Source organism: Thermocrinis minervae, from assembly GCF_900142435.1.
GTDB lineage: Bacteria > Aquificota > Aquificia > Aquificales > Aquificaceae > Thermocrinis_A > Thermocrinis_A minervae.
In genome coordinates this window covers 975,169-996,359 of the sequence record NZ_LT670846.1, presented here as the reverse complement: position 1 = coordinate 996,359, position 21,191 = coordinate 975,169, and the positions used below count along the sequence as shown (strand labels likewise).

Genomic DNA, 21,191 nt, shown 5'->3' with positions numbered 1-21,191 from the left:
GACTATGGCACTTATAGGTGACCTTTCCACTTTTAGTTTTGTTGATATATTCCAAGTTATTCTAAAGGACAGGAAAAGCGGCATATTCATAATAGAATGGAAGGACATGACCGTTGCTTGCTATGTCAAGGATGGGGAATTTGTCTTTGCAAGACCTATAGATAAGGTGTTTAGAGTATATGCAGAAAAAGATTTTGACGTTCTTCTTAGTAAGCTTAGGATACCTAAAGAGAGCCTACATAAAACCATAGAGAGATTTCTAATAAGCAGGTTTGATCACAAGGAGGGTATCTTTTCCTTCACTCCAGGCTTTATAAAGTACAACTCAGACGTGCCTGTTGTTTATAACATAGAGAAGCTCATACTCCTAGCCTCTGAGAAGCTCTCGCCCGAAGAAGTAGAAAGGAAGATCTCTGATGAGCTTCTGACCTTTGAAGCCCTTCCAAACGCCCAGGAGATAGTGGAAAAAGCAAACACAGAGAACATAGACAAAGTTAAAAAAGTGTTATCTCTAGTAAACGGCGAGAGAACAGTGGGTGAGATAAGAAAAGAATCTGGTCTTGATACGCTTACGGTTGATAGGATCCTTTATGCTCTATTGGCTATGGGAGCTATAAAAAGGAAGAGGAGGGAAAAAAAGCAAAAGCCTTCTATAGCCATGGACTTGTTGGTTAAGATAATAGAGAGGGTCAAGGGGCTGTGATGAGAACTATAAAGAAGATAAAAATAGTGGTAGCAGGGCCCTTTGCAGCAGGTAAGACGCAGTTCATAAACACCATCAGCGAGATAAAGACTGTAAAGACCGAGAGGAGGACGCAGGCCGTTGGAGAAAAAGGTGTAAAAGAATACACCACAGTAGCTATGGACTTTGGGAAAATACGTATAGATGACGAGCACGAACTCTACCTGTTTGGCACACCAGGACAGTCTAGGTTTGACTTCATGTGGGAAATACTCGGGGAGGGTGCGCTTGGAATAATAGTACTTGTGGACAGTACAGATCCATCCACGTTCCATGAAGCCAGGAGGATAATAAACTTCTTCCAATCGCGCTTTCCTGTGCCTATGGTCATAGGAGCAAACAAGCAAGACCTTCCTAATGCCTGGTCACCGGAGGACGTAGCAGCTTCCTTGGACATTGATCCAGATGAAGACATACCAGTAGTACCTGTCTCTGCCATAGATAAAGAAAGTGTAAAGAAGGTCCTTCTTACATTACTTGAGCTGATAAAAAGAGACCTTACCTCTCAAGGAAACAGTGCCGGCTGATCCAGGGTCAAAACCTCTGGAAATCCGAACATAAGGTTCATGTTCTGAACAGCTTGTAAAGACGCTCCTTTCCCTAGGTTGTCTATCGCGGATACAATAACATGAAGGTCTGTTCTTTCATCATAGCCTACATATATATTACATAGGTTTGTACCGAGTACGTGTTTGGTCATGGGTGGGTTCTGTATCACTTTAACAAAGGGCTCTTCTCTGTAAACCTCAAGGTACAGGTCATGTAAATCCTTCACTCTAGCTTTAGCATAAATGGTGCATACCATACCCCTGGACATGGGTACTACCTTGGGGGTAAACCTTATCTTTACATCCCTTCCCAATGTTTGTCCTGCCACAAGCTCCATCTCTGGCGTGTGTCTATGATTAAGTACAGAGTAGGCAAAGGCATTTTCTGTCATCTCTGGAAAGTGAAACTGCTGACTTGTCTTTCTTCCAGCACCAGAAACACCCGAGATGGCATCAACTATAATCGTGTCATCTTCTAGCAGCTTCTCTTTAAGCAGAGGATAGAGTCCCAGCAGAGTAGCGGTAGGGTAACATCCTGGGTTTGCCACCAGCCTAGCAGTCTTTATGTCGCTTCTGAAGATCTCTGGAAGGCCGTAGACAGCCTCCTTTAGAGTGTCTGTGTATGGATGTTCAAAGCCGTAATACTTTGGGTAAAGGTTAGCATCCTTCAACCTGTAGGCTCCAGAAAGGTCTATAACTCTTTTTCCTGCTTTTAAAAGCTCTGGTACGAGATGTAAGGAGGTTTCATGAGGAAGACAGAGAAAAGCAACGTCAAAGTTTTCCTCTGGCTCTTGTGTAAGGCACAGCTTCCCAAGGTATGAAGTAGAAAAGGAAGGGAAAACCTCTTCCAGAAGCTTTCCCTCGTAACTTTTAGAGGTTATGCTTACTACCTTTACGTATGGATGCTTCTGTAGAGTCCTGAGGAGCTCTACACCCGTATAACCTGTGGCACCATACACACATACCCTTAACGTTTGCTCCATCTGTAGCCTTTTCTTGCTTTCATGAGTCCGTACTTCTTCCTCTCCTTCTCTCTTGCATCTCTGGTTAGAAGACCTGCCTTCTTCAGCACAGGTCTTAGATCTGGGTTGTACTTTATAAGAGCCTTAGCTATACCATACATTATGGCTTCAGTCTGGCCTGATATACCACCACCTTCCACAGTTGCGTATATACCAAACTTGTCCTCCAGACCTACTAGTTTAAGTGGGTAAAGTACCTTAAGGTAGTTGGTTTCTCTCTGAACGTAATCTTTAAGTTCGTACTCCTTTCCTGTAGCTTTGGACTTTACTATCTGCTTTTTCGTGTTTGTCAGGAGCCATACTCTTGCTATGCTTTCTTTTCTCCTTCCTGTACCATAGTAGGCGTTGTCAAAGCCTATCTTAAAATCCTTGAGCTTTACCGTCATGCTTCAACCTCCAGAGGTTTTGGTTGTTGAGCCTCATGGGGATGTTCTGGACCGGCATAGATCTTAAGCCTCTTTAGCATTCTATGCCCTAGCCTGTTCTTGGGTAGCATCCTCTTGACGGCCAACCTGATAACCTCTTCCGGCTTGTTTTCCAGCATCCACTCCAAGGATCTCTCCTTTAGACCTCCTGGATAGTTGGAGTGGAAGTAGTACTTCTTTTGAATGAGCTTCTTGCCCGTCACCTTTACATCCTTAGCGTTTATAACTATCACAAAGTCCCCGCAGTCCACATCAGGCTGGAAGTAGGGCTTATGCTTACCACGTAGAATTGAAGCTATCTGTGATGCAAGCCTTCCAAGTATCTTACCTCTTGCATCTACAACCCACCAATTCCTAACTACATCTTCTGGCCTAATACGATAGGTCTTCATCTCTCCTCTCCTTTAGACTGAAAATTTTACCATAACTCTCTGGGTTCATTGTATAATGTAGACATGTCCAAGAAGATAAGAGTAGCAATAGCAGGTGTTGGTAACTGCGCGAGTGCTCTTATTCAAGGCATCTACTACTATCAGAAGCACCAAGACAAGAACGTGAGCGGTCTTATGTTTGAAGACGTGGGTGGATACAAGCCATGGGACATTGAAATCGTTGCAGCTTGGGATGTGGATGCGAGGAAGGTGGGTAAGGACGTTTCCGAAGCCATTTTTTCAGAACCTAACTGTACCACAGTTTTTGAACCCAATGTTCCAAAGCTTGGAGTCAAGGTGCGTATGGGAAAAGTTTTGGATGGAGTAGCCCCCCATATGAAAGACTACCCTCCAGAGAGATCCTTCGTGGTAGCGGATGAAAAGGAAGACGAGCTTGAAGATGTGGTAAGGGTCTTAAAGGAGACAGAAGCGGATATACTTGTAAACTACGTGCCAGTCGGTTCTGAAGAGGCTGCAAGGTTTTATGCCATGGCGTGCCTTGAAGCCGGAGTCTCCTTCATAAACGGTATGCCCACTTTCATAGTCTCTGATCCTGAATGGGCCAAGAAGTTTGAAGCTGCAGGTATACCTGTGGTGGGTGACGATATAAAATCCCAAGTGGGAGCTACCATACTCCACAGGACCCTGGTCCAACTCTTCATAGATAGGGGTGTAAAGATTGATAGGACATACCAATTAAACTTTGGAGGAAACACAGATTTTCTAAACATGCTTGAAAGAAGCAGGCTAAGCACAAAGAAAACCTCCAAAACAGAGGCTGTATCCTCTCTCATAACCTATGATATAGATCCTTTCAACATCCATATAGGGCCGTCCGATTGGGTTCCATGGCTAAAGGATAGAAAGATAGCCTACATACGCATAGAAGGTAGACTCTTTGGCGATGTCCCCATGTACCTGGAAGCAAAGTTGGACGTAGAAGACTCCCCTAACAGTGCAGGGTCTATGATAGATGCCATAAGGTGTTGTAAGCTGGCTAGAGATAGAGGTATAGGTGGACCACTTTACTCCATAAGCGCCTACACTATGAAACACCCACCCATACAGTACCCAGACTGGCAGGCTAGAAAGATGGTAGAAGAATTCATAAGAGGTGAAAGGGAACGCTAGAGAGGGTATTCTTCTCGCTAAGCTTACCAAAGGATAAGCCTATTATTTGGTTCCACTGTGCGAGCGTAGGAGAGTTCAACACAGCAAAACCACTCCTTAAGGAGTTAAAGAAAGACTTTACAATACTCCTAACCTACTTTTCTTTCAGAGCCAAAGATTACCTGGAAAAGCAGAAGGACTTTTACCACCTTTTACATCCTTTGCCCTTGGACCTTCCACCCCTTATAAAGAGGTTTGAAAGGATAGTAAACCCAAGCCTGCTTGTAGTTATGGAGAGGGAGCTTTGGCCATCACTCCTCAGCGTAACAAGGACCAAAAAGGTCCTAGTAAACACCTACGCGAGAGGCAACTTCCTAGAAAAGATACTCATCAAAAAGTTTGATCTCGTTCTGACAAGGACTGAACAAGATGCTTTAAAACTAGGGCAGTACACCAGAGCCTTATCTTGCGGCAACCTTAAGTTTGTCCTGGAAGAACCACCAGCGATAGACTTTAGAAGGCCGGAAGGAAAGCTAATAGTTGCTGGAAGCACCCACCCAGAGGAAGACATAACCATAATAAGGGTGTATCAGAAGCTTAAAGAAACATTCAAAGACCTAAAGCTTATCTTGGTGCCTAGGCACGTGCACAGAGCTTATGAACTTAAAAGGTTATACCCACAGTTTAGGCTAAGGAGCGAAGACCCACAGAACTGGGATGTGCTCATCGTTGACACCTTGGGAGAGCTTTTCCGGATGTATTCCTTTGCAGATATATGCTTTGTAGGTGGAACGCTTGTAAAGGTAGGTGGACACAACCTCCTTGAACCCATCTACTGGAACAAGCCGGTGGTTTTTGGACCCTACTACTTTAAAGTTCAAGATCTGGCGGAGTTTATCCTTCGAAAGGGTTATGGTAGAGTAGCAAGCAATGAGACAGAACTTTACAAGACCTTCTCTACGCTTCTTAAGCAGGGGGTGAGTTTGGATACAAACATGAAGGAACTCTCTGAACAGATAAAGAGGTGCTACCTTGAACAGATAAAGGGATTACTTCTTTCTTCAAGCTCCTATTAGAACACTGTATTGAAGGGTTAAAATTTTTAAGGTCTATGATCAGAAAGGTTCTAATAGCCAACAGAGGAGAGATAGCGGTAAGGGTCATAAGAGCCTGCAGGGAATTGGGGATAAAGACGGTGGCCATTTACTCTGAAGCAGACAGGGAGTCAATGCATGTGAAGCTGGCGGATCAGGCTGTATGCATAGGGCCTCCGGAGGCTTCTAAGAGCTATCTGGACATACCTAGGATAATGTCGGCTGTAGAGGTCTCTGGTGCTGATGCGGTCCACCCTGGCTACGGATTCTTGGCAGAAAACCCAAGGTTCGCGGAGATAGTCCAGGCAAGCGGAAAGGTATTCATAGGTCCCAACGCAGAAACCCTTGCTCTAATAGGCGACAAGATTAGGGCCAAAGAGGTGGCCAAGAAGTTGAACATACCTTTAGTTCCTGGCAGCGATGGGCCTGTGGACTTCAAATCAGCCCTTGAAGTAGTCAAGCAGATAGGCTATCCTGTAGTCATAAAGGCTGCCGGTGGTGGGGGTGGAAGGGGTATAAGGATAGTAAGGGACGAAAGGGAACTCAGGGAAAAACTCCCACTAGCTATGCAAGAAGCAAAGATAGCCTTTGGTGATGAGAGGGTCTACATAGAGAAGTACCTTATAAATCCAAAGCACATAGAAGTACAAATACTTGCGGATACCCACGGCAACGTAATGGCTTTAGGAGAGAGGGAGTGTTCCATACAGAGAAGACATCAGAAGCTTATAGAGGAAGCACCAAGCCCTTCTATAGACGACAAGCAGAGGAAGATGTTGGAAGAGATGTGTGTAGAGTTTTGTAAGCATATAGGATACGTGGGTGCTGGGACTGTAGAGTTTCTGATGGACCAGGATGGAAACTTCTACTTTATGGAGGTAAACGGGCGCATACAGGTGGAGCATCCGGTGACAGAGATGATAACGGGCACAGACATAGTAAAGTGGCAGATAAAAGTTGCCATGGGGGAAAAACTAAGCCTGTCCAAGGTGGAAAGGAGGGGCTACGCTGTGGAGTTCAGGATAAACGCAGAGGATCCAAATACCTTCATGCCATCACCTGGTAAGATAACAAACCTCTACCTTCCTGGTGGTCCAGGTGTAAGAGTAGACACCCATGTGTACTGCGGCTACACAATTCCACCATACTACGACTCTCTCATAGCCAAGCTTATAGTCTGGGGAAGCGACAGAAAGTCAGCCATAGAGAGGGCTAAAAGGGCTCTTGAAGAATTCGTAATAGAAGGTCAAGGGCTTAAGACTAACATAGAGTTCCACAAGAGGGTTATAAGCACGAGAGAATTCAGGGAAGGAAAGCACCACATAAGACTAGTGGAAGAGATGCTCATATGAGGGAAAGGATAGAAAAGTTTCTGGGTAGTATGTACAGGCACAACAAGGTACCAAACGCCATAGTGTTCTATGGAAAGGAGGGAGTAGGGAAGAAGACCATTGCCTTTGAGCTAGCCAAAGCTCTACTCTGTCTGAAAAACACCTTTCCCGCGTGCGAAAGCTGTGCCTCTTGCCTTCACATGAATAACTTCAAGCATATGATGGAAACATCGCCGGAAGACCTTGAAGTTTTCGTGGAAGGTCAGAGCGGTAAAGAGGTATTTGCATACTTTCAGGGAGATCATCCAGACTTTGTGTACGTTCTTCCCGAGAAGACTGAGATAAAGATAGACCAGATAAGGGCAGTCAAGGAGTTTGCTTACCTAAGGCCTGGACTCTCTAAGAGGAAAGTGGTACTCATAGGCAAAGCCCATACCATGAATCCATACTCGCAGAACGCCCTGCTTAAAGTCTTAGAAGAGCCACCTTTAGACACTTACTTTCTCCTTACATGTGATTCTTTGGACAAACTGCTGCCTACTGTAAAGTCTAGGAGTTTTCTTATTGAAGTTCCACCCTTTACGGACGAAGAAATCTCTCAGATAACCGGCGTAAAGGATCCTCAGCTTTTGAGGTTGGCGGACGGAAGTGTAAGCATGCTTAAGGAGATCATGCAGAAGAAGAACCTACTACAAATGGCACAGGATTTTCTAAAGAAGGATCCCCTTGAGGTGTACAAGGTGGCCAGCCAGGCAGAAGATCTAAGCGTACAGGATCAAGAGTTCCTCCTTAAGATACTTGAGGCTATGGCAGAGGACGCGAATGCACAAGATGCTATAGCTCTCGCAAGGGAAAACTTGGGGCGTGGCATAAGGTTGGATCTGTTCCTTACATACCTTAGCTTTACCTTTTAGTTATAATTTTCTGGCCTATGAGCTTAGAGTTTGAGAAGGACCTTCTGGAACTCTATCAAAAGGTCGAGACTCTAAAAAAGTCGAAGGATGCTAGAGAGGAAGATCTAAGAAGGTTCCAGAGAGAGTACAGAAAAAAAGTAAAGTCCATACTTTCAAAGCTGGATCCTTGGCAGAAGGTACTCATAGCACGACATCCCAACAGACCCCACACCCTTGATTACATCAATCTCATATTCACAGACTTTATTGAACTTCATGGAGATAGATGCTTTGGTGATGATCCTTCAATAGTGGCAGGTTTTGCTTACTTCTACAAGATGCCCGTAGCAGTTATAGGCCATCAAAAAGGTAGAAGTACGAAGGAGAAGATGGAAAGAAACTTTGGTATGCCACATCCCGAGGGGTACAGAAAAGCTGTAAGGGTGGCAAAGCTTGCCGAAAAGTACAGCATGCCAGTGATAACCTTTGTGGACACTCCTGGAGCATATCCAGGGATAGAGGCTGAAGAGAGGGGACAGTCTCAAGCCATAGCCCAAAGCCTCTACACCTTTGCCTGGTTGAAAGTGCCCACCATAGCTGTGGTCATAGGTGAAGGTGGTTCTGGTGGTGCTCTGGCTCTAGCCGTGGCTAACAGGGTTTTGATGTTGGAGCATGCTGTGTATTCTGTAATTTCACCAGAAGGATGTGCTGCCATACTTTGGAAAAACCAGGAGAAGGTAAAGGAAGCGGCAAGGGCCTTAAGGTTGACGGCAGAGGACCTGTATCAGCTAGGTGTTGTAGACTGTGTTATAAGAGAACCATTGGGGTTTGCCCACATAGACTACACTAGGACAGCTAGGGTGGTAAAGTACTTCATAAGAAGATATCTTAAAGAGTTGCTAAAACTCACGCCTGAAGAGCTTCTAAAGGATAGGAGGGAGAAGTTTGAGAGGATGGCTTACTTTGTAGAGGTGTAGAGCTCAAGGTACTTTTCTGACATGTTTCTACAGGAGAAGTCCAAGGACATGACTTTCTTTACCAACTTTAAAAACCTCTGCCTGGCATGGTAAAGATCTATGGCTCTTTCTACAGCGCATACAAGGTCTGGCACTTCAAAGTTTTCAAAGACTATACCATAACCATCGGCAGAGATGTCTTTGACCGTGTCGGAAAGTCCGCCCGTTTTTCTAACTATGGGTATGCATCCGTAACGCATGCCTATTAGCTGTGTGATACCACAGGGTTCGTAGAGAGAAGGCATGAGGATAAAGTCTGAGCTACCGTAGAGCTTCCTTGAAAGATCTTCGTTGAAAGTAGTCACAACGCGCACGTTGGGAAGGTGGTCCTCAGCATCCTTTATAAAAGGTCCGTACTCCCCAGAGCCTAGAAAGAAGTAGTTGGCTCTGAGTTTTACTATCCTTTCAAATCCCTCCAGGAGAAGCTCCACACCCTTCTGGTAAGCATACCTACTTATGTAGGATATGAGCGGGAGCTTTTCATCTAAGCCAAACTCTTTACATAACATCCTTTTGTTGTAAGCTTTTCCCCTCAGATCCTTCCGCGTGTAGTTATACCACAGGCTTGGATCTGTTTCAGGGTTCCAGGTTTTGTAGTCCACACCGTTTACTATACCTACAAGCTTGTGGCTATGTTTCCTTATAAAGCCGTCCAAACCGAAGCCATAACGTGGATCCTTTATCTCCTCTGCATGTGTTGGGCTTACGGTGGTAAGTACATCGCAGAAAGCTATGCCTGCCTTGAGGAAGCACACGTTCCCCCAGAACTCTATTCCATCCATGTGAAAGAGCTCCCAGGGAAGCTTTAACTCATCCATCACATGTTTACCGAACACACCTTGGTAAGCTATGTTATGTATAGTAAATACGTGCTTGTGGTCTGTCCTGTAGATGTACTTGAGTATTAAGGGTATGAGGGCTGTATGCCAATCGTTGGTATGTACCACATCTGTTTTTAAAAATTCCTTTTGTATAGCTTCGCAAACGGCCCAGCAAAAACTTCCAAAGCGAAGGTGGTTGTCCCAGTAACCTCCCCAGGGTGGCCCATAGACGTAATCCCTATGGAACAGCTCAGGGTTGTCAAAAAAGTATACTCTGTCATTCCTGTAGACATCATACTCCCAAAGTCTGCTAAGCTTTACCTCCACCTTCCCCACGTAAATGAGATCTCCCTTGTCTATCCATCCATAGAGAGGAAGGCATGCATAAGCGTCCACACCTAACTCCCTTAGACCTTTCAGAAGGCAGTGGGTGAAATCCCCCAGACCCCCCGTCTTTGCGTAGGGATAAAGTTCACTGGCAACTATCACCACCCTCATCCTGAACCCCTCTTGTTAGAAATCTATGAAAAAGGTTGTTAAATTCCTGTGAAAAGAGATTGCCCTCCACACCTCCCCACCAGAACCAATCGCTTCCTTCTGCAACTAAAAAACACCTCTTCTGTCCGTATAAACTCCTGGCCTTCTTTAGTTCTTCCCACATGTGCTCTTTTTGAGGATGGCCTTCCCACATGTGAAAGCCATCTGTCCAAGTTCCTGCTTCAACACTGCTTAGTGTGTGGGCTTCAAAGTCTCCCTTCAAGAGGTCCTCTACACTTACAGTTTCTATCCAGTCCTGCTCCTGAAGACGTCCGTACAGCCCCCTTAAGAAATCTTCCCCCTGGTTTGGGTAGTGTTCCCAAGGGTTTTCACCGTCCAGTATTACGCTCACTATGGGTGAAAAGCTACATCTGTCAAAGACATTCTTAAGATAGGATAAAAAGTCTTCTACGGCATCCTCATGTTTCCAGTCTTTGTACAAAAACCCCACCCTGTCGCTCAGCACCCTATCCCTGAAGAGGATAAAAACTCCCCTGTAGTTGTATAGCTTGTAGAGTTCTTCCCTTATTGTAGCACCTGATGAGTTAAAAAACACCCTCTCGTCGGAGAAGATAAGCCTTATGCCTAGGTTTTTGAATACATCAAAGGTTTGCTCGTTTATGGCTCCTTCCGAGGGCCACATGGCCATAGGTTCTTTCCCAAAGATCTCCCGAAATCTTTCCTTGGCCATACGTACATGGGTCAAAGCATCCTCAAGAAGTGATATCTTGCTTATAAGAAGTGGGAGGATGGGATGGTAGTAGGGAGAGGTAAGCAACCCTATCCTTGAGCTATGGTAAAGGTCCCTGTAGAGCTCCAAAGTACTTTTGGCGTGTACTTTAACGTATGTATGAACTTCGTCTTGCTTTAGCTCTACCTGTGCCCAGAGGTTGAGGTAAGAGAGGACATCTTGAGCTTTTAAGCTTTGTTTCATCCTTTGTGGTAGAGCTTTTATCAACCTCTGAAGAAACTCCCTGTCTGTATCTTCTTCGAGCATATTTAGGAGTCTACAGCTTACACCTTTTGAGTAGTCTTCTATTTGGTCTATCAACACGGGCGTGAGGTTGAAGTTTACCTTGACTCGATAGTCCAGAGAGTAAGAGGGTATCCTTTTGTAGTCTTTAAGAAGATGTAGGAGTGTCCAAGGAAGCTCGTACCTTTTGGTGTATGGATCCTTGTAAAGGGGTTGGTGCATATGCCAGAGGATAAAAAGGTACAGCTTTTTCATCCCATCTTAGAGTAGAACTTGTCTATGTACTCCTTGAGCATGCGCCTAGAGCTAAAGACAGGAACTACACTCTTTATGGCCTCCTTCATCATCTTTACCCAGCCTCGTGGTATGTTTCTCTCGTCTCTATCGTAGTAGAGGGGAACTATCTGGGTTTCCAGTAGGTTGTAAAGCTCCTGAGGTGTTTCAAAGCTCCAACCGTTGTTAGAGTTGTAACCTTCGGCCCACCATCCGTCAAGGACAGACAGATGTATAACTCCGTTTATGGAAGCTTTCATACCGCTTGTGCCAGAGGCTTCGAGGGGTGGTTGAGGGTTGTTGAGCCACACATCGGATCCGCTTACAAGGTAGTGAGCCAGAGCTTCGTCGTAATCTTCCACAAAGGCTATCCTACCCTTAAAGCTGGGATCTTTGGCCACGATGAATATCTGCTGGATAAGCTTTTTACCTTCTACATCTGCAGGGTGTGCCTTCCCAGCGAAGATGATCTGAACAGGTCTTTCGATGTTTGTCAGTATGCGTTTTAGCCTCTCTATGTCTTCAAGCACAAGGGTGGGTCTTTTGTAGGAGGTCATACGCCTGGCAAAGCAGATGGTTAGCACGTCTGGATCCAAAAACAGACCTTGGGCTATGAGTACGTTGGGATCTGCGTTACCCTCCGACCATCTGTCCCTTACCCTCTCCCTTATGTGGTTTATCATACTTATCTTGTTCTCTACGTGGGCTCTCCAAAGCTCTTCGTCTGGTAGGCTGTCTACCAGTTCCCATAAGGAAAGATGATCATGAAGGTCATACCAATCCTCTCCTAGATACTTTTTGAAGAGTTCCCTTATGGGCTTGGAAAGCCATGTGGATACGTGTACGCCGTTGGTAACATAATCTACGTCATCCCTTATAAAGCCCCACATACTCTTTACCGTATCCCTGTGTTTTCTACTCACGGCGTTGACGTACTTAGAAATCCTCATAGCCATAACAGTTGTGTTAAAGCCTTCCGAAGGATTGTTTGGGTTTACTCCAAGCTCTAGAAGCTTAGAAGGATCCAGTCCGAGGATCTCCTTCACGAACAGGAACTGTCTTTCCACCATATGGAAGGGATAGATGTTTACCGCGCTGCTTATGGGTGTGTGTGTAGTAAACAGAGAGTAGCTTTTGGTCTTTTCTATCGCACTCTGCAAGTCTAAACCCTGTTTCATGTTATGGATAACATCTGCGAGGAGCACGAAAGCCGGGTAATCCTCGTTTACATGGAAACCCATCCACTGGATACCTAGCTTTTTAAGGAGAAGATGAGCTCCAAATCCCAGGACTATCTGCTGTTTTAACCTTAGTTCTCTGTCTGGTACGTAAAGCTGAGAAGAGATCTCCCTGTTCCAAGGCGAGTTTTCCTCTATGTTTGTGTCTATGAGGTAAAGGGGAACTTTACCTACCTGAACCTTCCAAAGACCAAAGTAGACCTTTTCCTCCCCCACGTACACGTACATCTTCAACCAGTTACCCTCTTCATCCAAAACCTTCTGAACAGGCATCCTCTCCTTTTGGTTCATCTGTGTAAGGTCTTCCTGCCAGCCATCGCTCTTTATCCTCTGCTTTACGTAGCCCTGAGGATACATAAAGCCTATGCCTACCATAGGAAAGCCTAAGTCGCTTGCCTCTTTGAGTATGTCTCCCGCCAGAAAGCCGAGGCCACCTGCGTATATAAGAAGGCTGTGGTGAAGGCCATACTCGGCACACAGGAAGACCACGGGCTTTTTATACTCATCCATGTACCTTGAGTGCTTCTTCATGTAGCTCTTGAACTTGGACACGAGATAGGCAGCCCTTGCTTGCATCTTTGGGTTTTTGAGCTTGTCCTCCCACTTATCCCTGTTATGCAGGAAGACTATAGGATTTTCTTCGGATTCTTTCCAAAGTATAGGATCCAATAGCTCAAAGAAAGACTTTACCTCGGGAGTCCAACTCCACCATAGGTTGTAAACAAGTTCCTCAAGCCCTTTAAGAACATCCATTTTAGCCTATTATAATAACTTTGATGAGTGGACACGAAATAAGAGAGCTTTTTTTGAGCTTTTTTGAAAAGAAAGGTCACACGAGGGTAAAGAGCGCACCTTTGGTACCAGAAAAAGATCCTACACTTCTTTTTGTAAACGCCGGTATGGTACCCTTTAAGGACGTATTCCTTGGCATAGAAAAAAGACCTTACACAAGGGCAGTCTCCTGCCAGAAGTGTTTGAGGGTATCGGGTAAGCACAACGACCTAGAACAGGTAGGCTACACCTCAAGACATCACACCTTTTTTGAAATGCTCGGCAACTTCTCTTTTGGTGACTACTTTAAAGAGCTTGCCATAGAGTATGCATGGGAGTTTGTGACAGAATACCTGCGTATACCTAAGGAGAAGATATACGTGAGCGTCTACAAGGAGGACGAGGAGGCCTTCAAAATATGGAGGGACAGTATAGGTCTTCCCGAAGATAGGATATGGCTGTTGGGAGAAGAGGACAACTTCTGGCAGATGGGTGACACAGGCCCGTGTGGGCCATCATCCGAGATATACATAGACAGGGGTCCTGAGCACGAGGAGAGGTTTTTGGAGATCTGGAACCTTGTGTTCATGCAGTACACTAGAGAAAAGGACGGAAGGCTTCTACCCCTTCCCAAACCCAACATAGACACAGGTATGGGCCTTGAGAGAATATCGAGCGTCCTACAAGGTACCAAGACCAACTTTGAGATAGATTTGATAAGACCCATAATTTCCTTCGCCGAAGAAGTTTCACAGAAGGAGTATGGAAAGGACTTTATGACGGATGTATGCATGAGGGTCATAGCGGATCACCTTAGGGCCATGACCTTCGCCATCGGTGACGGGGTCATACCATCCAACCTAGGAAGGGGTTACGTAATAAGGAGGATAATAAGGAGAGCTTTAAGGTATGCTTACAGGCTTGGGATAAAGGACTCATTCCTCTACAAAGGTGTGGATGTAGTCGTAGACATTATGAAGCAACCGTACCCTGAGCTACTCCAAGCCAAAGAGTACATAAAGGGGGTGATAAGGTCTGAGGAAGAGAGGTTCATAGGCACACTCAAGAGAGCCATGCCTCTCGTAGAGCAAGTATTCCAAGAGTCCAAAGCTAGAGGATTTGTGGAAGGCAGCAAGGTGTTTGAACTCTACGACACTTACGGCTTTCCCCTTGACCTATTGGAAGAGATGGCAAAGGAAGAGGGGCTTTACCTCGATATGGAAGGTTTTAGGACACACATGGAAGAACAGAGAGAAAGGGCAAGGAAGCATTTCAAGATAGAGGTAAGCAGGACAAGCCCCGTTTACGAGGAACTAAAAGCCAAGGGTATAAGCACAGAGTTCATAGGCTACACGCACTATGATACTAGCACCAAGGTATTGGCTATAGTAAAAGGGGAGAGTATAGTTGAAGAGCTTTCAGAAGGAGAGGAGGGCGAGCTAATCCTTGAAACCACACCCTTCTACCCAGAGAGAGGTGGACAGGTAGGAGACACAGGCATCATACTCGGAAAGGACTTTGTCTTCCATGTAGATGACACTCAAGCACCTACAGAAGGTATCATAACCCATAAGGGTAAGGTGGTAAGGGGCAAGGTACGGGTAGGTCAGGAGGTCATAGCTCAAATAGACAAAGAAAGGAGAGAAGACATAAAGAGAAACCACACAGCCACCCATTTGCTTCATTCGGCCTTAAGGCAGGTACTTGGAGATCATGTAAGACAAGCAGGATCTTTGGTAGCCGATAAGTACCTGCGCTTTGACTTTACACACTTTAGTGCCCTGGATTGGGATCAGATAAGGAAGGTAGAAGAACTCGTAAACGAGCAGATAAGGAAGAACTATCCAGTAGATATTGAAGAGATGGACTACAACGAGGCCATAAAGAGCGGTGCCATAGCCATATTTGAAGAAAAGTACGGACAGCGTGTTAGAGTAGTCAGCGTGGGAGAGTTTTCTAAAGAACTATGTGGTGGAACCCATGTAAGCAGAAGCGGAGACATAGGCTACTTTAAGATCATCTCAGAATCCTCCGTGGGAGCTGGTGTAAGGAGGATAGTAGCCAAAACGGGAAGGTGGGCCGTAGAAGAAGCTTTTGAAGATTCCAAAACCTTATCGGAGGCCTCTCAGCTCTTGGGAGTAAAGAAGACAGAGCTCCTAAGCTCCATAGAGAAACTTTTAAAGGACGTAAAAGAGAAAGAAAGACAGATATCACAACTAAAGGAAAAACTATCAAGAGAGACCATAAGGTCTTCATTAGTAAAGGAGGAAATAAACGGGATCAAGTTTATATACGGACTTTTTGAAGATGTAGACATGGATGTTCTCAAGAATGAGGCTGACAACCTAAGGGCTTCTGGCTCCACCCTTGTATTCTTTGCAAGTAAGAAAGAAGGAAAGGTCTCCACGCTTTTGGCTCTCTCCAAGGACCTTACATCCAGTATGTCTGCCAAGGAGCTGATCAAAGAGATAGGAAAGATATTAGGTGGCGGTGGTGGTGGAAGGGACGATCTTGCCCAAGGTGGTGGTACAAAGCCAGAAGAGTTTAACAAAGCTGTTGATAGACTTAGAGAGCTTTTGAAGTATAATAAATAATTTACGGAGGACGGACCATGAAGAAAGGAATACATCCCGAGCTAAAGCCTACTACCTTTGTGTGTGGTTGTGGAAACACTTTCACCCTGCTTTCTACAAAAGGCGGCACTGTGTACCTTGAAGGTTGCAACAAGTGCCATCCCTTCTACACGGGTAAGCTCAAGATAAAACCTTTCTTCCTTGAGATAGCAGGTACCAAGAAGGAATGATAAGCAAGGACCTTCTTGGTAAGTTAGAAGGAGTTGAAGAAAGGTACAAGGAGCTACAGTTTAAGCTGACAGATCCAGAGGTAGTATCAAACAGAGAACTTTATGCTTCCCTTAGTAAGGAGTTAAAGGAGCTTGCACCACTCTATGAAGCCTATCAGGAGTACAAAAAGCTCATAAAAGAGTATGAAGATACCAAGGAACTGCTAAAGTCTAAGGAGTTTGAAGAGCTTGCCAAGGAGGAGATAAAAAGGTTAGAGAAAGAAATAGAAGCAAAGGAGTACGAGCTTAGGGTACTCCTCCTTCCAAAGGACGAAAAGGACAACAAGAATGTCATACTTGAGATAAGGGCGGGCGTAGGTGGAGAAGAAGCAGCACTCTTTGCTGCAGACCTACTTAACATGTACCAAAGGTATGCAGAAGAAAAGGGCTGGAAGTTTAGCATACTAAGCGCAAACAGGACAAACCTGGGAGGCTATAAAGAAGTCATAGCCTTCATAGAAGGAGAAGGAGCTTACTCTAGGCTTAAGTACGAAAGCGGTGTGCACAGGGTGCAGAGGGTTCCCGTCACAGAAGCAGGTGACAGGATACACACATCAACAGCTACAGTGGTAGTCCTTCCAGAAGTAAAAGAAGAAGAAATACAGATAAACCCTCAGGATCTAAAGATCGAAACCTTCAGGGCAAGTGGTGCAGGTGGTCAGTACGTAAACACCACAGAAACAGCGGTAAGGATAACTCACATACCTACGGGTATAACGGTAGCATGTCAGGATGAAAGGTCCCAGTTTCAAAACAAGCAGAAGGCTCTAAAGATACTCTACGCAAGGTTAAAGGATTACTACGAAAGACAGAAGGAGGAAGAGTTAGCAAAAACCCGTAGAGAACACATAAAAACAGGAGATAGAAGCGAGAAGATAAGAACTTACAACTTTCCTCAGAACAGAGTAACTGACCACCGTATAGGTCTGACACTGTACAAGCTAAACGATATACTTCAGGGAAAGCTGGATGAGATTATAGAGCCTCTCATCCAGCACGATCTAGAGCAGAAGCTAAAGGCTAGCGTCTAATCCCCCAGATGCATGGCTGTAGTTGAATCCCACCTAGCTATGTGAAGCAACAGCCAGGGTATGAACCTGTCCTTCAAAAAGCTCTCTACACGACCCACATCTTTGTTTTCCTTCCAGGTTGTGTAAAACTCCTTAAACTCCTTGCGCATGCTGTCATGTTCCGCTTTGTGCATAGGATAAGCAAAGAACTCAAACTCCCTCATCATCTCCTCTTCTGTGGAAAAGTGTATCTCCATATCTTGGAAAAGCTCATCCATAAGCTGGTCCACCCTGTTAACGCTCCCCTCTTTACATGCTTGTAGGAGCTCTTCAATTATTTCTACTTCATCCTCGTGAAGGGCATTCATGATAGCGTTGGCAACCTTAGGAAATTCCAACATCTTTACTACCTCCTGCCTTGAAAGTTTATGAATCCGGTCAAAGTTAGTAAATGATAACTATCATAAAGCCAGTTCGTAAATACACTAGAGGTAGAGATCCCCTTACAACTTCAAGGATCAGAAGGAGACCAAAAAGACAATGTGTGCATCTTTAGGTTCCAAAAATCGAATCTTTAATATCCTATTCTAGAGTGCTTGATATACAAGGATAAGATATACAAGTTTTTCACTTTACTTGAACAGAAGTCGGTTTTTTGTATATCTCAAGTTTTTACATGTCTAAAACTGATGTGTATCCTTCAAAAAGCTTGAAAATCAAGGACTTGTGAAGGGTATGGAGAGTCTTTATTTTTAAATTTTTAGATATCTGGATTTCTCATATTTATGCATTTCTAAAGCTTGATACTCAATGACTTTAGGAGGGTAAAAGTGGCGTTTTTGAGGGTCCTTCTGGCCCACTGGCGGTTTCCGGAAATGCACCTTAATTTGAGGGGGGTACCCCCTTGACAAAATCTTTGAAGTGTGTATAATAGATAGATAGGTAAGGTTGAGGTTTCTAATCTTCCTGGTGGAGTTGAAAGTTTAAGAAGAACCGCCGCGGATTTGATGTCTTGAAGCTGGTTTCTAATCTTCCTGGTGGAGTTGAAAGTTCGCATCTGAAAATCGCATGCATTTGATAAACGCACGTTTCTAATCTTCCTGGTGGAGTTGAAAGGGATGGGCGGAGCAAAGCTAAACTCCACCTGAAACGTGTTTCTAATCTTCCTGGTGGAGTTGAAAGTAAGAGAGATAAAAGGATCTGGCATGCTTAAACTTGGTTTCTAATCTTCCTGGTGGAGTTGAAAGGGTTGAAAAAGAGTACGGGCTAAAGATCTTGGCCAGGTTTCTAATCTTCCTGGTGGAGTTGAAAGGCTATCATTCAAAGCAACGTCCCTGGCAAAGATCTTCAAGTTTCTAATCTTCCTGGTGGAGTTGAAAGCTCCTCCCTCCCTGGATAATACCTCGTGGCGTAGTGGTTTCTAATCTTCCTGGTGGAGTTGAAAGCTGGGTATCACGGGGATATCACGATAATGGAGCGGAGTTTCTAATCTTCCTGGTGGAGTTGAAAGTTTCCATCACTACCATAAACAGTGTATGAGTACGGAGTTTCTAATCTTCCTGGTGGAGTTGAAAGCGCTTTACACCACGAAGAGAAGAAGAAACACGTATAGTTTCTAATCTTCCTGGTGGAGTTGAAAGGGCTCGGGGAAGTCTTATTACGCGGTCAATTATCTTTTGAGTTTCTAATCTTCCTGGTGGAGTTGAAAGTATAAGGGCATGGGTTGGCATGGTTTTTGCTGTGGGTGTTTCTAATCTTCCTGGTGGAGTTGAAAGTTTCCAGGCACATAAGCAGAGACTTTTATATAACTCTTGTGTTTCTAATCTTCCTGGTGGAGTTGAAAGCCGGCTGATATGCTTAAAGACCTTCCGTGGCTTCGTGGCGTTTCTAATCTTCCTGGTGGAGTTGAAAGGAAATTATGCAAGTGTTTAATAAACCCACTACCACCCAGTTTCTAATCTTCCTGGTGGAGTCGAGAGGATAGAGACTAAAGATTGGGTTGAAACCAAGAAAAGAAAAGGCATATATTTGATATTTATCAAGCCAAGCGAGGTGCAACGGATGGAGAGAAAGGAAGATATAAGGCCCGAAAGTATGGAGGAAATAGCTCAAGAGCTAAGAAACTCCATATACAGACTTTTTGACCTTTTTCTGCCACCCAAAGAACTAAGGGAAGAAGTAAAGAAGAATCTTTATATGGCTGAGCTTTACCTTCTTAAAAGCATAAAGGCCATAATAGACTACAAAGTATCAAGTATAGAGAAGAGAGTTGAAGGGAAAGAAAAGCAGAAGGAGAAAGAAAGATCAAAGAGGATTCAGGTGGAATAAGGCTCTCACCTCACCCACAAGGTATAAAGAACCTAACACCAAAAGATCTTCGTCCAAGGTCAACAACTCCTCTATCCTTTGTAGAGGAATAATCCTTTCAAAGTCAAGCTCTTTTGCACCTTGTATAAGGTTTTCAAGAGTTTCACCCCTGTGATGGCTCACTTGTACCAGGTAAACCTTATCCGAGTATTCCCTTACATACCTTAAAGAGGAAAGCCAGTCCTTGTCTTTCAAACCTGTAAAGACAGGTACTAGATGAAGGCCAGCTCTTTTAAGGTTCTTTAGAAGCCTCTTTATACCATCCTCGTTGTGGGCACCGTCCACAAACAGAAGAGGGTTTTTCCTTAAAAGCTCCATCCTGCCTTCCCACACAGTAGAGGATAGGGCTTTTCTTACGAGCTTTTCTTCTGGAGTAAACACTTCAATGAAGGCAGAAAGGGCAAGGCTTGCGTTGTCTATCTGCCACTTTCCCCACAGACCAAGCTCCAAATCCTTTATGGAAAACTTTTCGTGATTAAACTCCTTAAGGATAGTTTTCGTAGAATTTACAGTACCCCAGTAAGTAAAGTCTACACCGGCAATCCTAAGGTCTTCTATCCTGCACAGTTCTATTGCCATAGGGTATAGAGGATACTTGGCATCTCCTATTATGAGTGGTTTGCCTTCTTTGTATATGCCTAGCTTTTCGTAAGCCCTTTCCTCAGGAGACTTACCTAGCCATTTGACGTGATCCCTCTGTACGTTCGTGACTATGCATACACCTGGGTTGCATACCTTTGTAGCGTCCCATCTACCACCCATTCCAACTTCAAAGACAGCAACATCTACCTTCTCATCCATAAAGTAAAGGAGAGCTATAAGGGTACAGGCTTCAAAGTAAGTCAGATCGAACCTTTCTATCAGGTGTTTTATGCTTTTAACGTAGTAGTCTATAGCTTCTTTTGGCATGTACTGACCGTTTATCCTCCATCTTTCTCCTTCATAGAAGAGATGGGGAGATACAAACCAGCCAGTTTTATAGCCGTGCTCTCTTAGGAGCCTCTCCAGAAATGCACAAGTGGAACCTTTGCCATTGGTACCACCCACCTGGAAGGAAAAGAAGGGAAGATCCTTTATGCCTAAAAATTCAACAGCTTTTTGTATCCTTTCTAAGGTTGGAACTATACGATAATCTCGACCTTCATAAAGTTTATAGAGAGACATGTAAAAGAATTATAAGCCCCCGGTGCGGGGGCAAAGGTTTAGCCTACGACTTTTACGTTCTTGGCTCTGGGTCCCTTTGTGTCCTCTTCTATTTCAAATTCAACCTTCTGGCCTTCTTGAAGGGTCTTGAATCCCCTCTGCTGTATGGCCGAGTAGTGGACAAAGACGTCCCCTTTGCCATCTTCACGGGTTATGAAACCATAACCCTTTTCCTTGCTGAACCACTTGACAGTGCCTCTGAGTACCATGGAACTACAAACCTCCTAAAAAAGTTTCTTGGAGTCCACCTTGAGGGTAAGGCGCCCTCCCCTCTCGGAAAACTCCTTAGGAATTTTATAATAATCTTTACCCTTGACTTTGTCAACAAAATACATAACATGTTATGTTAGGAGGCGGATGACCATGCATGCACCTATGCCATGGCAACTTATCTTGATACTGCTCATAGCTCTTATCATATTTGGTGGTTCAAGGCTACCAGAGATAGGTAGAGGCCTTGGTGAGGGTTTGAGAAACTTCAAGAAGGCCCTATCCGGAGAGATGGAAGAGGAAAAGAAGGACATAAAGAAGGATCAGGCTTAGA

20 protein-coding genes, 1 pseudogene and 1 CRISPR repeat array are annotated in these 21,191 nt (G+C 44.6%); of the genes and pseudogenes, 12 read left to right on the top strand and 9 right to left on the bottom strand.

Annotated features, from left to right (window positions below; translation table 11 throughout):
- Nucleotides 1–4 precede the first annotated feature (4 nt).
- The gene (locus B5444_RS05475) at nucleotides 5–703 is read left to right on the top strand and encodes a DUF4388 domain-containing protein (RefSeq protein ID WP_079654217.1); all 699 of its coding nucleotides are present in this window, start codon (nucleotides 5–7) and stop codon (nucleotides 701–703) included.
- Nucleotides 703–1,269, top strand: coding sequence for a GTP-binding protein (locus B5444_RS05470; RefSeq protein WP_079654216.1), 567 nt, complete (start codon nucleotides 703–705; stop codon nucleotides 1,267–1,269). The genes B5444_RS05475 and B5444_RS05470 overlap by 1 nt, the downstream gene beginning before the upstream one ends.
- Here B5444_RS05470 and argC read toward each other — a convergent pair.
- The 3 genes from argC to rplM are packed head-to-tail and all read right to left on the bottom strand — an operon-like array spanning nucleotide 1,248 to nucleotide 3,129.
- Nucleotides 1,248–2,273, bottom strand: coding sequence for an N-acetyl-gamma-glutamyl-phosphate reductase (gene argC, locus B5444_RS05465; RefSeq protein ID WP_079654215.1), 1,026 nt, complete (start codon nucleotides 2,271–2,273; stop codon nucleotides 1,248–1,250). The genes B5444_RS05470 and argC overlap by 22 nt on opposite strands.
- A complete protein-coding gene (gene rpsI / locus B5444_RS05460; RefSeq protein WP_079654214.1) occupies nucleotides 2,258–2,698 on the bottom strand; it encodes a 30S ribosomal protein S9 in 441 nt (146 codons plus the stop codon). Before rpsI ends, argC begins: the two co-directional genes overlap by 16 nt.
- Nucleotides 2,695–3,129 (bottom strand): 50S ribosomal protein L13, encoded by a 435-nt coding sequence (gene rplM, locus B5444_RS05455; protein ID WP_079654213.1) that lies wholly within the window; start codon nucleotides 3,127–3,129, stop codon nucleotides 2,695–2,697. The genes rpsI and rplM overlap by 4 nt, the downstream gene beginning before the upstream one ends.
- Nucleotides 3,130–3,192: 63 nt before the next feature.
- On the opposite strand from rplM, the gene B5444_RS05450 reads away from it, so the two are divergent.
- The 5 genes and pseudogenes from B5444_RS05450 (at nucleotide 3,193) to B5444_RS05430 (ending at nucleotide 8,573) form a co-directional block, all read left to right on the top strand.
- Complete coding sequence (locus B5444_RS05450; protein ID WP_079654212.1) at nucleotides 3,193–4,299, top strand: inositol-3-phosphate synthase; 1,107 nt, start codon at nucleotides 3,193–3,195, stop codon at nucleotides 4,297–4,299.
- An 11-nt stretch (nucleotides 4,300–4,310) separates the two neighbouring features.
- Nucleotides 4,311–5,354 (top strand): annotated as a pseudogene (locus B5444_RS05445) (3-deoxy-D-manno-octulosonic acid transferase); the annotation flags it as partial.
- Nucleotides 5,355–5,389: 35 nt separating this feature from the next.
- Entirely contained in the window at nucleotides 5,390–6,724 is a 1,335-nt protein-coding gene (gene accC, locus B5444_RS05440; RefSeq protein ID WP_079654210.1) for an acetyl-CoA carboxylase biotin carboxylase subunit, read from the top strand.
- The gene (locus B5444_RS05435; protein WP_079654209.1) at nucleotides 6,721–7,617 is read left to right on the top strand and encodes a DNA polymerase III subunit delta'; all 897 of its coding nucleotides are present in this window, start codon (nucleotides 6,721–6,723) and stop codon (nucleotides 7,615–7,617) included. The genes accC and B5444_RS05435 overlap by 4 nt, the downstream gene beginning before the upstream one ends.
- Before the next feature lie 17 nt (nucleotides 7,618–7,634).
- Nucleotides 7,635–8,573, top strand: coding sequence for an acetyl-CoA carboxylase carboxyltransferase subunit alpha (locus tag B5444_RS05430; RefSeq protein ID WP_079654208.1), 939 nt, complete (start codon nucleotides 7,635–7,637; stop codon nucleotides 8,571–8,573).
- Here B5444_RS05430 and B5444_RS05425 read toward each other — a convergent pair.
- Genes B5444_RS05425 through glgP form a run of 3 tightly spaced genes read right to left on the bottom strand, consistent with a single transcriptional unit; the run spans nucleotide 8,555 to nucleotide 13,207 of the window.
- A complete protein-coding gene (locus tag B5444_RS05425; protein ID WP_079654207.1) occupies nucleotides 8,555–9,931 on the bottom strand; it encodes a glycogen synthase in 1,377 nt (458 codons plus the stop codon). The genes B5444_RS05430 and B5444_RS05425 overlap by 19 nt on opposite strands.
- Nucleotides 9,906–11,198: a glycoside hydrolase family 57 protein gene (locus B5444_RS05420; RefSeq protein WP_079654206.1), complete on the bottom strand. Its 1,293-nt coding sequence runs from the start codon at nucleotides 11,196–11,198 to the stop codon at nucleotides 9,906–9,908. Before B5444_RS05420 ends, B5444_RS05425 begins: the two co-directional genes overlap by 26 nt.
- On the bottom strand, nucleotides 11,195–13,207 hold the full coding sequence (glgP, locus tag B5444_RS05415; RefSeq protein WP_079654205.1) for an alpha-glucan family phosphorylase: 2,013 nt from the start codon (nucleotides 13,205–13,207) through the stop codon (nucleotides 11,195–11,197). Before glgP ends, B5444_RS05420 begins: the two co-directional genes overlap by 4 nt.
- Nucleotides 13,208–13,230: 23 nt before the next feature.
- Here glgP and alaS point away from each other — a divergent pair, with 23 nt between their 5' ends.
- From alaS to prfA, 3 genes are read left to right on the top strand one after another with little or no spacing between them, the layout of a single operon-like run.
- Nucleotides 13,231–15,819 carry an alanine--tRNA ligase gene (alaS, locus tag B5444_RS05410; RefSeq protein WP_154021745.1) on the top strand — a complete coding sequence of 863 codons (2,589 nt, stop codon included), beginning with the start codon at nucleotides 13,231–13,233 and terminating at the stop codon, nucleotides 15,817–15,819.
- A gap of 17 nt (nucleotides 15,820–15,836) precedes the next feature.
- On the top strand, nucleotides 15,837–16,028 hold the full coding sequence (gene rpmE, locus B5444_RS05405; RefSeq protein WP_079654203.1) for a 50S ribosomal protein L31: 192 nt from the start codon (nucleotides 15,837–15,839) through the stop codon (nucleotides 16,026–16,028).
- Entirely contained in the window at nucleotides 16,025–17,098 is a 1,074-nt protein-coding gene (gene prfA / locus B5444_RS05400; RefSeq protein ID WP_079654202.1) for a peptide chain release factor 1, read from the top strand. Before rpmE ends, prfA begins: the two co-directional genes overlap by 4 nt.
- Here the strand turns inward: prfA and B5444_RS05395 are convergent.
- The gene (locus B5444_RS05395) at nucleotides 17,095–17,478 is read right to left on the bottom strand and encodes a hemerythrin domain-containing protein (RefSeq protein WP_079654201.1); all 384 of its coding nucleotides are present in this window, start codon (nucleotides 17,476–17,478) and stop codon (nucleotides 17,095–17,097) included. The genes prfA and B5444_RS05395 overlap by 4 nt on opposite strands.
- A gap of 552 nt (nucleotides 17,479–18,030) precedes the next feature.
- Nucleotides 18,031–19,056: direct repeats of the CRISPR family, unit length 29 nt; unit sequence GTTTCTAATCTTCCTGGTGGAGTTGAAAG.
- Nucleotides 19,057–19,138: 82 nt separating this feature from the next.
- On the opposite strand from B5444_RS05395, the gene B5444_RS05390 reads away from it, so the two are divergent.
- Nucleotides 19,139–19,405: a hypothetical protein gene (locus B5444_RS05390; protein WP_079654664.1), complete on the top strand. Its 267-nt coding sequence runs from the start codon at nucleotides 19,139–19,141 to the stop codon at nucleotides 19,403–19,405.
- Here the strand turns inward: B5444_RS05390 and B5444_RS05385 are convergent.
- On the bottom strand, nucleotides 19,382–20,608 hold the full coding sequence (locus B5444_RS05385) for a bifunctional folylpolyglutamate synthase/dihydrofolate synthase (protein ID WP_079654200.1): 1,227 nt from the start codon (nucleotides 20,606–20,608) through the stop codon (nucleotides 19,382–19,384). The two genes, B5444_RS05390 and B5444_RS05385, sit on opposite strands and share 24 nt — an antisense overlap.
- Nucleotides 20,609–20,646: 38 nt before the next feature.
- Complete coding sequence (locus B5444_RS05380; RefSeq protein ID WP_079654199.1) at nucleotides 20,647–20,856, bottom strand: cold-shock protein; 210 nt, start codon at nucleotides 20,854–20,856, stop codon at nucleotides 20,647–20,649.
- Nucleotides 20,857–21,010: 154 nt separating this feature from the next.
- Between B5444_RS05380 and tatA the strand changes: the two genes are divergently transcribed.
- On the top strand, nucleotides 21,011–21,190 hold the full coding sequence (tatA, locus tag B5444_RS05375) for a twin-arginine translocase TatA/TatE family subunit (RefSeq protein ID WP_079654663.1): 180 nt from the start codon (nucleotides 21,011–21,013) through the stop codon (nucleotides 21,188–21,190).
- Nucleotide 21,191: the final 1 nt, after the last annotated feature.

What these genes read in the sequence shown, in the direction of transcription:
- glgP (WP_079654205.1), bottom strand. Translation starts at nt 13,207, where the DNA reads ATGGATGTTCTTAAAGGGCTTGAGGAACTTGTTTACAACCTATGGTGG.
- B5444_RS05390 (WP_079654664.1), top strand. Translation starts at nt 19,139, where the DNA reads ATGGAGAGAAAGGAAGATATAAGGCCCGAAAGTATGGAGGAAATAGCT.
- argC (WP_079654215.1), bottom strand. Translation starts at nt 2,273, where the DNA reads ATGGAGCAAACGTTAAGGGTATGTGTGTATGGTGCCACAGGTTATACG.
- rpsI (WP_079654214.1), bottom strand. Translation starts at nt 2,698, where the DNA reads ATGACGGTAAAGCTCAAGGATTTTAAGATAGGCTTTGACAACGCCTAC.
- B5444_RS05395 (WP_079654201.1), bottom strand. Translation starts at nt 17,478, where the DNA reads ATGTTGGAATTTCCTAAGGTTGCCAACGCTATCATGAATGCCCTTCAC.
- B5444_RS05475 (WP_079654217.1), top strand. Translation starts at nt 5, where the DNA reads ATGGCACTTATAGGTGACCTTTCCACTTTTAGTTTTGTTGATATATTC.
- prfA (WP_079654202.1), top strand. Translation starts at nt 16,025, where the DNA reads ATGATAAGCAAGGACCTTCTTGGTAAGTTAGAAGGAGTTGAAGAAAGG.
- B5444_RS05420 (WP_079654206.1), bottom strand. Translation starts at nt 11,198, where the DNA reads ATGAAAAAGCTGTACCTTTTTATCCTCTGGCATATGCACCAACCCCTT.
- alaS (WP_154021745.1), top strand. Translation starts at nt 13,231, where the DNA reads ATGAGTGGACACGAAATAAGAGAGCTTTTTTTGAGCTTTTTTGAAAAG.
- B5444_RS05430 (WP_079654208.1), top strand. Translation starts at nt 7,635, where the DNA reads ATGAGCTTAGAGTTTGAGAAGGACCTTCTGGAACTCTATCAAAAGGTC.
- rpmE (WP_079654203.1), top strand. Translation starts at nt 15,837, where the DNA reads ATGAAGAAAGGAATACATCCCGAGCTAAAGCCTACTACCTTTGTGTGT.
- B5444_RS05380 (WP_079654199.1), bottom strand. Translation starts at nt 20,856, where the DNA reads ATGGTACTCAGAGGCACTGTCAAGTGGTTCAGCAAGGAAAAGGGTTAT.
- B5444_RS05470 (WP_079654216.1), top strand. Translation starts at nt 703, where the DNA reads ATGAGAACTATAAAGAAGATAAAAATAGTGGTAGCAGGGCCCTTTGCA.
- B5444_RS05385 (WP_079654200.1), bottom strand. Translation starts at nt 20,608, where the DNA reads ATGTCTCTCTATAAACTTTATGAAGGTCGAGATTATCGTATAGTTCCA.
- accC (WP_079654210.1), top strand. Translation starts at nt 5,390, where the DNA reads ATGATCAGAAAGGTTCTAATAGCCAACAGAGGAGAGATAGCGGTAAGG.
- rplM (WP_079654213.1), bottom strand. Translation starts at nt 3,129, where the DNA reads ATGAAGACCTATCGTATTAGGCCAGAAGATGTAGTTAGGAATTGGTGG.
- B5444_RS05425 (WP_079654207.1), bottom strand. Translation starts at nt 9,931, where the DNA reads ATGAGGGTGGTGATAGTTGCCAGTGAACTTTATCCCTACGCAAAGACG.
- tatA (WP_079654663.1), top strand. Translation starts at nt 21,011, where the DNA reads ATGCATGCACCTATGCCATGGCAACTTATCTTGATACTGCTCATAGCT.
- B5444_RS05435 (WP_079654209.1), top strand. Translation starts at nt 6,721, where the DNA reads ATGAGGGAAAGGATAGAAAAGTTTCTGGGTAGTATGTACAGGCACAAC.
- B5444_RS05450 (WP_079654212.1), top strand. Translation starts at nt 3,193, where the DNA reads ATGTCCAAGAAGATAAGAGTAGCAATAGCAGGTGTTGGTAACTGCGCG.